The organism is Leisingera sp. (assembly GCF_034669605.1).
In the GTDB taxonomy this organism is placed as follows: domain Bacteria; phylum Pseudomonadota; class Alphaproteobacteria; order Rhodobacterales; family Rhodobacteraceae; genus Leisingera.
In genome coordinates, this window is the sequence record NZ_JAXMOX010000192.1 from 1 (window position 1) to 8874 (window position 8874).

The 8874-nt window shown below is 63.7% G+C and carries 8 protein-coding genes; 3 read left to right on the forward strand and 5 right to left on the reverse strand.

Translation table 11 applies throughout. The features are described from left to right. On the reverse strand, window positions 1-364 hold a 364-nt coding region (locus tag VOI29_RS19565), incomplete at its 3' end, for a transglycosylase domain-containing protein (RefSeq protein WP_323782594.1). A 327-nt stretch (window positions 365-691) separates the two neighbouring features. Here VOI29_RS19565 and VOI29_RS19570 point away from each other — a divergent pair. Continuing rightward, window positions 692-2089 carry a hypothetical protein gene (locus VOI29_RS19570; protein ID WP_323782597.1) on the forward strand — a complete coding sequence of 466 codons (1398 nt, stop codon included), beginning with the start codon at window positions 692-694 and terminating at the stop codon, window positions 2087-2089. A gap of 38 nt (window positions 2090-2127) precedes the next feature. Here VOI29_RS19570 and VOI29_RS19575 read toward each other — a convergent pair whose 3' ends face one another. Beyond that, window positions 2128-3357 carry an N-acetylmuramoyl-L-alanine amidase gene (locus tag VOI29_RS19575; protein WP_323782600.1) on the reverse strand — a complete coding sequence of 410 codons (1230 nt, stop codon included), beginning with the start codon at window positions 3355-3357 and terminating at the stop codon, window positions 2128-2130. Window positions 3358-3435: 78 nt separating this feature from the next. Then, a complete protein-coding gene (locus tag VOI29_RS19580; protein ID WP_323782603.1) occupies window positions 3436-4581 on the reverse strand; it encodes a pyridoxal phosphate-dependent aminotransferase in 1146 nt (381 codons plus the stop codon). Between the two features lie 22 nt (window positions 4582-4603). On the opposite strand from VOI29_RS19580, the gene VOI29_RS19585 reads away from it, so the two are divergent. After that, complete coding sequence (locus VOI29_RS19585) at window positions 4604-5959, forward strand: M48 family metalloprotease (RefSeq protein WP_323782606.1); 1356 nt, start codon at window positions 4604-4606, stop codon at window positions 5957-5959. After that, window positions 5956-6720 carry a DsbA family protein gene (locus VOI29_RS19590; RefSeq protein ID WP_323782611.1) on the forward strand — a complete coding sequence of 255 codons (765 nt, stop codon included), beginning with the start codon at window positions 5956-5958 and terminating at the stop codon, window positions 6718-6720. The genes VOI29_RS19585 and VOI29_RS19590 overlap by 4 nt, the downstream gene beginning before the upstream one ends. 97 nt (window positions 6721-6817) lie before the next feature. Here VOI29_RS19590 and ispG read toward each other — a convergent pair whose 3' ends face one another. Together ispG and VOI29_RS19600 are read right to left on the reverse strand one after the other, a co-directional pair. Next, a complete protein-coding gene (gene ispG / locus VOI29_RS19595; protein WP_323782614.1) occupies window positions 6818-7945 on the reverse strand; it encodes a flavodoxin-dependent (E)-4-hydroxy-3-methylbut-2-enyl-diphosphate synthase in 1128 nt (375 codons plus the stop codon). A gap of 119 nt (window positions 7946-8064) precedes the next feature. After that, window positions 8065-8874 (reverse strand): DUF4115 domain-containing protein (locus tag VOI29_RS19600; protein WP_323782617.1); only part of this gene is annotated, 810 nt, incomplete at its 5' end.

An 8874-nucleotide genomic window follows, 5' to 3' on the forward strand; every position in this document is an offset into this window, starting at 1 on the left:
GCACGGTCTGCCCGCGCGAGCGCACTGCCTCGATCGCTGCCGCAGCAATGCCGCGGGCGTCATAACCGCTGTGGCTGTAGAAATTCTTGTCCTCGGCCGAAATGAAGGCCTGTTTCACCAGATCCGGAATATCCGCTGATGGCGTGAACAGGCGCCGCTCCTTGGCAAACTCGTCAATCATATGGCCTTCGCCCGAATAGATCCGGCTGATCGTCGGCGGCTGGTACTGGGCCAGCGAGTCGTGGCTCGGCAGGTCGCGCCCGTAGATCCAGAACACCGCTCCAATGGTCAGCGCCACCATCGCCACCCCAAGGGTGATGGTGCTGAAGATGGAACCAAAGAAGGAGAGTATGAACCTGAGCACGGGGTTGGCCTTTCTCGCGAGGTGCCGCCTATATAGATGCGGCGGTGTCCGGGGTCAAAGCATGCGGCGGCGAAATAGTGCTGTCTTTAACCCTGCCGCCCGATGAATTGGTTTTAAGCCGTCTGTGATGTATCCTGACCGGGCAATACTAACAACGGCTGCCCCATTTTCGCAAAGCTTGCCGCGGTTCGGCGCAAGCGGCGGGCAGGCTGAACGCAGGCGCACGCAATCGCCGCCCCGGCCTGCCTCCCCATCCACCGCCTGCCAGCCTCTGCGCGCACCCGATTCAGGTTTCACCCGGCAGCCCGAAAGGTGGAGGAGACTGCAATGGCCAAACTCGGAGCTTCGGTCGGTGGCGGCAAGACTGCCGTGAACGACCCCAAGGACGTTGTGCTGGTTCAGAAGATGCTCAACGATCATGCCGCCTCGGTCGGCTACAAACGGGTGCCGACCAACGGCAAGGTGGGCCAGCCGACGATCCTCGCCATCGGCCAGTTTCAGCAGCAGGTGGTGAAATCCAAGGTGAACAGCCTGGTCGAGCCCGGCTCCAAAACCTTCAAGATGCTGAACATGCCGCCCGCCAAGGTCGCCGAACAATTCGCCAAGGCGCAGGGCGGCAGGCCGCTTCCTGCCAAGGGCAAGGTCTATGAGGTGAAATGGCGGGGCAAGACCCACTGGTTCACCGAGGACGACATGGGCACCGCCATGGAGGCCATCCAGGGCCGCCTGCACACCGAGACCATGGCCTTCATGAGCACCCTGCGGAACTACCAGGACCAGTACCGCGAGATGAAAAAAGGGTTCTGGACCTTCTTCGTGAAAATGGTGACGCCCAATGCCGACATCGAACGCCCGGCCAAGTCGCTGAAGAAGGCCGACGCTGCTGTCGGCAAGCTGGTGGACATGACCTATGGCAAGAACAAGAAAAGCCTGATGGCGTCCTTCAAGCAGATGACACAGACCAAGATCCTGCTCGATGCAGTGGCGATGGACCTGAACATGCTGTCCAAGGAACTGGGGCAAAGCGCCAAGATATGCGAGGAAATCTCGGTCGACCTGCGCGACGGCGCCGCCGACATCGTGCAGCTGATCCTGGTCACCAACGGGGTGAACCCGACCACCGCCGGCGCCGTTGTCGCTGCCAGCAAGAACACGGTTCAAGAGATCGCCAACGGCGTCATCCTCAAGGGGCAATGGGTCAAGGCCGGCGGCGTGGCCGGCTCCTTCAAGCGCGTCACCTTTGCCGCGGTGGCGGGCGGCTTCTCGGGCTGGCTGGGCGCCAAGGCCGGTCAGCTGATCATGAAAGGGGTCGGCGAGCGGCTGGCCAGCCGGATGGTCAACTCACGCTGGATCAACAAATACCTGTGGAGCACCGCTGCCCGCTGGGGCGGCAAGGAAATCGAGATCATCCTTGGCCGCTTCACCGCCATTCCGCGCAAGATCGGCGCCGAGATCGTGCTGCAAACCGTCCTGCGGATGGCGCATAAATTCTTCACCGGGCGGGCCATCGCCAAGGCTTTGAGCAATCACATGAACGCCCTGGAAAAAATCGTCAGCTCCTGCATGGAGAAAAGCACGGCCGAGGGTCAGCTCATGGACTGCATCGCCGCCAAGCTGGAAAAACAGGGGCTTTTGGCAAAGGTCGCCAATGACATCCTGGCCCCGCACAAGCAGGCGCTGGAACGCGAGATCGAAAAGGCGCTGGCCAAGGCCGAAACCGCCTAGAGCAAGGCCCGCAAAGCGGCTGGAACCCGCCGCCGGTGCTACTGCCGCACCAGCGCGCGGCGGGCGTCGTCCTGCGCGCGCCAGGTGATCAGCCCGTTCAGAATGCCGCGGGCCGCCTGGACCCGCCAATCCGGGTCCACCAGGTTTTGCAGATCCCGCGTGCTGGACAGAAATCCGATCTCCACCAGCACCGAAGGGATATCCGCCGATTTCAGCACCGAAAACCCGGCCGAGCGCAGCGGCCGGTTGTTGATCGGACGCCCCTGCCCGCGCAGCCCGTCGATCAGCGCCACCGCCAAGGCATCGCTGCGCGGCTGGGTCTCCTGCCGGGCCAGATCCAGCATCACTGCCGCCACCTTGTCGTCCGCTTGGCTCAGGTCGGTGCCAGACAGCAGATCACCGCGCAGGTGCCGCTCCGCCAGCTTGGCCGAGGCCACGTCGGAGGCTTCCTTGGACAGCGTATAAACGGTGGAGCCATGCGCCCGCCCCTCGGAAATCGTGTCGGCATGCAGCGAGATGAACACATCCGCCCCGGCCTGATGCGCCATCGCGATGCGCCGCTCCAGCGAGACGAAATAATCGCCATCGCGGGTCAAAATCACGGTGAACTGGCCTGAACGCACCAGCGCCTCGCCCAGCTCCCGCGCAAATTGCAGCATCAGGTGTTTTTCAAAGACCACTTCGGTCTCCGCCCCTGGATCAATGCCGCCATGCCCGGGGTCAAGCATCACCAGCAGCGGTGCATTTTCGTCGCGCACGCCCTTGCCCGGCATGGTTTGAGGCGCAGGCAGATCCCAGCGCGGATCCTGCGGGGCGCCGGCGGCAGCGGCAAAATCTTCCGCCGCGGCGGGCTCAAGCGTCACCGCCAGCCGGGCGGCGGCGGTCACTTGGTCCACTGTCATTGCCGCCGTGGACACCTTCATCGGCTCTGCCAGCTGCAGAACCAGCCGCGACCAGCCCGGCACATAGGTGCCGAATTGCGCCGCGGTGATCTGCTCGCCCTGCAGCAGATTATCCGCCGTCAGCCCGCTCCAGTCGACCTCCTGAAAATCCAGCACCAGCCGTGGCGGGCCGGCCAGGGTGAACAGCCGGTACGGCACCCCCTGGCTCAGCCCCAGCGCCACCTCGGCGCCCCGCCCTGCATCGCGGACCCGGCTGGTCTCCGCATCAACGCGAGCCAGCCCGGTGAAACTGCTGCCGCTGTTTTGCGCCCAGGCGCCCGCGGCCAGCAACCAGATCAGTGCGGTTAAGGAAATCAGTCTGCCCATGCTCGTCTCTTGGTGTTTTCCGGGCAGACTAGGCAATTCCACCCGGATTGGAAATCCGCCTTCTGCCACTGCCGCAGGTCACTCCCTGGAGGCCATGAACAGTTCAAGACGCGCCAGCCCCTCTTCGATATCCGCAGTAGAGCGGGCATAGGAGAACCGCAGCGTCGTGGCCCCGCGCACCGGGTCAAAATCCAGCCCCGGCGTCACCGCAACCCCCGCCTTATCAAGGATTTCCGCGGCAAAGCTGCGGCTGTCCGCGGTCAGGTCCGACACATCGGCATAGACATAAAATGCCCCGTCCGGCGGTGCAATTCTGGTGAAACCAGCCTTGGGCAGCCCGTCCAGCATCAGCTGGCGGTTCCTTGCATAAACGGCCAGGTTGCCGCGCAACTCATCCTCGCAGTCCATCGCTGCCAGCGCCGCCACCTGGCTGGCGTGCGGTGCGCAGATGAACATATTCTGGGCGATGCGTTCCACCACCCGGACATGATCCTCGGGCACCACCATCCAGCCAACCCGCCAGCCGGTCATCGAAAAGAACTTGGAGAAGGAGTTGATAACGTAAGCCTCATCGGTCAGCTGCAGCGCGGTGACCGCCTTCGCCTCATATTCCAGCCCGTGATAGATCTCGTCCGAAATGAAACTGGCGCCCTCGGCCCGCGCCGCCTCGATCAGCGCGCCCATTGCAGCCTGGTCCAGCATGGTGCCGGTCGGATTGGCAGGCGAGGCCACCATCAGGCCCGCCAGGTCCTGCCCCTTCAGATCCGCAGGCACTGGCTGCAGGCGGTTTTCCGGTGCGGTCTGGATGTCCACCGGCGTCAGCCCCAGCGCTTTCAGGATCTGCCGGTAGGACGGGTAGCCCGGCGCGCCGATCCCGACCCTGTCGCCGCTGTCGAACAGCGCGGTGAAACTCAGCAGAAAGGCGCCGGATGAGCCCGGTGTCACGATCACCCGCTCCGGGTTCAGATCCACGTTGTACCAATCACCGTAGAGCCGCGCGATACGCTGACGCAGTTCCGGCAGACCCAATGCAACTGTATAGCCCAACGCGTTGTTTTCCAGCGCATTCCCCAGCGTCTTCAAGGCACCGGAGGGCGCCCCCGTCGACGGCTGTCCGACCTCCATATGGATGATGTGGCGGCCAGCGTCCTCGGCTTTGCGGGCGGCCTCCATCACGTCCATCACAATAAACGGATCAACGCTGGATCGGCTTGAGTTTCGCATTCTGATCTCCCATGGTGCGCGCATGAGTTTTGACCGTTTCTTCCGGCTGGCGTCAATCCCGGCTCTGTTGTTTTGCGCGCTGTTTCAATTTGCAGCGGCGGCGCAGGCGGCATCGATCTCGCTGCTGCGGGACCCCGATATCGAACACGGGCTGAACCGGCTGGCGGCTCCGGTGCTGCGGGCCGCGGGACTGAATGCAAACCGGGTCCGGATCCTGCTGGTCAATGATTCGTCCTTCAATGCCTTTGTCCTGGATTCACGAACGATTTTCGTGAATTACGGGCTGATCCTGAAGGTGACGTCCCCCGAGATGCTGCAGGCGGTGATCGCCCATGAGGCCGCCCATATCACCAATGGCCATTTGGCGCGGCGGATGCAGAACCTGCGCTCCGCCAACAGCGCTGCCGGATTGGGCTTGGCACTGGCGGTACTGGCAGCTGCGTCCGGCGCGGGCGAGGCCGCAGGCGGCCTCGCCATCGGCACGCAGAATTCCGCGCTGCGCGGCTTTCTGGCCCATACCCGCGCCGAAGAAAGCTCAGCCGACCGTTCCGCCGCAGATTATCTCAACCGCGCAGGCATCAGTCCGCAGGGGCTGGTCGATTTGCACCGCGCCTTTGCCGGCCAGGAGGTGCTGAGTGGCGGCAGCCAGGATCCCTACACCCGCTCGCATCCCTTGAGCCGCGACCGTATCCGTGCCGCCCAGGCCTATCTCGCGGCGCATGGCGACAAAGGCGAGACCAGTGCCGAGGCCCAATACTGGTTTGCCCGGGTGCGCGGCAAGCTGTCGGGATTTACCCGGGCCCCGAAATGGACCCTGCGCCGGGTGCGTGAGGAACAGTATAAAGACGTGCGCCTGATGCGCGAAGCCGCCGCCTATCACCGGCAGAGAAACCTGAAGAAAGCCCTGAAGTCGGTGAACGGGGCACTGGCGATCCGGCCCTCCGACCCTTTCTATCATGAGCTGAAAGGCCAGATCCTGATAGAAAACCGGCAATGGAGCGCCGCTTTGGCCGCCTATGGCAAGGCGGTGAAACTGGCCCCCAAGGATCCGCTGATCCTGACCGGTTACGGCCGCGCCCAGCTGGCCGCGGGCCGGCCGCAAGCCGCCTTGAAGACCATGGAACGCGCCCGCGCCATTGATTTCCGCAACACGGTGCTGCTGCGCGACATGTCGCTGGCCTATGCCAAAACCGGCCAGCGCGGTCTGGCGGCACTGGTCACCGCCGAACGTTATGCCTTGCAAGGGCGTCTGGATGACGCCGGAATTCATGCCAAACGGGCCGTCGCACAGCTGCCTGCAGGATCCGCCGCCGCGCGGCGTGCACAGGATGTGCTGACGGCCTATGAACAAGCTCAGAAAAGGAAAAGACGAAAATGAAACCCTTCACCCGCGCCGCCACGGCGGCAGCCACCGCCCTCGCCCTGCTGAGCCCCCCGGCGCAGGCGCTGGATCTCAGCAATATGTCGGAATCTGAACGCGACGCTTTCGGCGAACAGATCCGTGCCTACCTGCTGGAAAACCCCGAACTGATCCTGGAAGCGGTTGATCTGCTGGAGCAGCGCCAGCAACAGGCCGAAGCCGCCCGTGACGACACGCTGGTCGCCGATAACCTGGAAGAGCTGCAGAACGATGGCTACTCCTGGGTCGGCGGCAATCCGGACGGCGACATCACCCTGGTTGAATTCATGGATTACCGCTGCGGCTACTGCCGCCGGGCCGCACCCGAAGTGGCCAAGCTGCTGGAAAGCGACGGCAATATCCGCCTGGTGATCAAGGAATTCCCGATTCTGGGCGAAGCCTCTGTGCTGTCGTCGCGTTTTGCCGTGGCAACGAAACTGGTCGCGGGGAACGAAGCCTACAAGCAGGTGCATGATGCGCTGATTGAGTTTGGCAGCGAGCCGAACGAGGTCGCCTTGCGCCGGATCGCGGACGGGCTGTCATTGGATGGCGATGCGATCTTTGCCAGGATGGACAGCGAAGAGGTAACGGAGGAGCTGCGCCAGACCCGCGCACTTGCGCAGCGCATGGCGATTTCCGGCACCCCGACTTTTGTGCTCGGCAATGAGCTGCTGCGCGGCTTCCTGCCCGCCGATCAGATGGAGATCATGGTGGCTGAAATCCGCGACCGGCAAAGCTGACGCCTGACGCGGAACCGGCGGAACCGGGGCTCTGCCCCGGACCCCGGAGTATTTTCTCAAAGGTGAAAGAGCGGCGGTCTGAAACAGGCCTGCGGGGCTACTCCGCTGCTTGCGCGGCCAGTTCCGCTTCAATTTCCAAGGCCTTTTTCTCGACCTCTTCAACGATGTGGTCGACCATCTGCGCGTTGGACATCTTGTGGCTGGCCTTGCCCGCCAGATAGACCATGCCGGACCCCGCGCCACCGCCGGTAAAGCCGACATCGGTCATCAGCGCTTCACCCGGACCATTCACCACACAGCCGATGATTGAAAGACTCATCGGCGTGTGGATATGGGCGAGGCGTTCCTCCAGCGTTTCGACCGTCCTGATCACGTCAAACCCCTGGCGCGCGCAGCTGGGGCAGGAGATGATATTGACGCCGCGGTGGCGCAGGCCGAGGGATTTGAGGATCTCAAAGCCCACTTTCACTTCCTCGACCGGATCGGCCGAGAGGCTGACGCGCAGGGTGTCGCCAATGCCCATCCACAACAGCTGGCCCAGGCCGATGGCCGATTTGATGGTGCCGGAGACAAAGCCGCCCGCCTCGGTGATGCCGAGGTGGATCGGCGCGTCGGTGGCGTCGGCCAGCTGCTGATAGGCGGCGGCGGACATGAACACATCCGAGGCTTTCACCGAGATCTTGAATTCATGGAAATCATGGTCCTGCAGGATGCGGATATGGTCGAGGCCGGATTCCACCATCGCCTCCGGGCAGGGCTCGCCGTATTTGTCCAGCAGGTGCTTTTCCAGGCTGCCGGCGTTTACCCCGATGCGGATCGAGCAGTTGTGATCGCGCGCCGCCCGGATCACCTCGGCCACGCGTTTTTCATCGCCGATGTTGCCCGGATTGATGCGCAGGCAGGCCGCCCCCGCCTCCGCAGCCTCAATCCCGCGTTTGTAGTGGAAATGAATGTCGGCAACGATCGGCACCGGGCTTTCGCGCACAATCTCCTTCAGCGCCTTGGAAGACGCCTCGTCCGGGACCGAGACCCGCACCAGGTCCGCTCCTGCCTCTGCCGCGGCCTGGATCTGGGCGACGGTTCCGGCCACATCAGTGGTCAGCGTGTTGGTCATTGTCTGCACCGCTATCGGGGCATCGCCGCCGACGGGGACATTGCCGACATGGATCTGGCGGCTTTTGCGGCGCTCGATATGGCGCCAGGGGCGGATGTGGTTCATCGACATGAGGAATGCGTCCCGGCTGGATCCTGTTCTGTTAGCAGCTAGATACGGGCTGAGAGGCGGCGCTGCAATGGCAGCCCGCCCATTCCGGCAGGATTCGCCGGGCACAATAGCGGGAACAGTTATTCGGCGGGCTGGTCCGCCTGCAGCTCGGCGACCAGGGTTGCCAGCGCTTCGTTGCGGCCATCGGCCAGATCAGCCAGCGCAAACCGGCCGGTGATCGCCTCCATCGACAGGTCGATATTCTTGGACACCTGGCCGCGTTCGCCCACCGGTCCGAAATGTTCGCCGTTCACCGCAAAATAGATCGCGCTGCTTTCACCAGTGCGCAGGCGCGGAGCATCTTCGGTCGATGGCACCTCGAACCGCTGGCCCGCGTCCATGATGGTTTCCAGGATCACGCTGCCGTCTGCCGCGGTGACCTGCACCCAGGACGGGCGCACTGCAACCATTTCAACGGTCGGTTCAACCTCCGCCACCACCTGCGGCACCTGCTGCAGCGGGCCTCCGCCCTCATACGGCAGGCTGGCTTCGGCAAAGGCCAGCGCAGGCGCTTCAGGTGAAGCAAAGTTGCCCAGGGTGGACGGATCCAGGGTCGCAATCGGTGCATCGCGCGCCACCAGCACCGGCACATCCAGCGCCTGCGGACGGTAGAGCCGGTCCAGCGCCTCGGCTGCCGGATCGCGGGCGCCTTCGGCAACCGCCAGCACCGCGCTGTTGAGCGGGTCAAGATCAGCCAGCACCGCCGGGGTCTGATCCACTGGAGCGAACTGCACCTGCTGCACCTCTTTCAGGACTGCCCAGCCGCCATAGGTGATGCCGCCGATCAGTGCTGTCAGCACCATCAGCGAGCCGACAGCCCGCGGTTCGATCTGGCTGAGCAAGCTGCTGGGGGCCGGAACAAACGGGGTGCTGGAGATCGGAAGAGCACA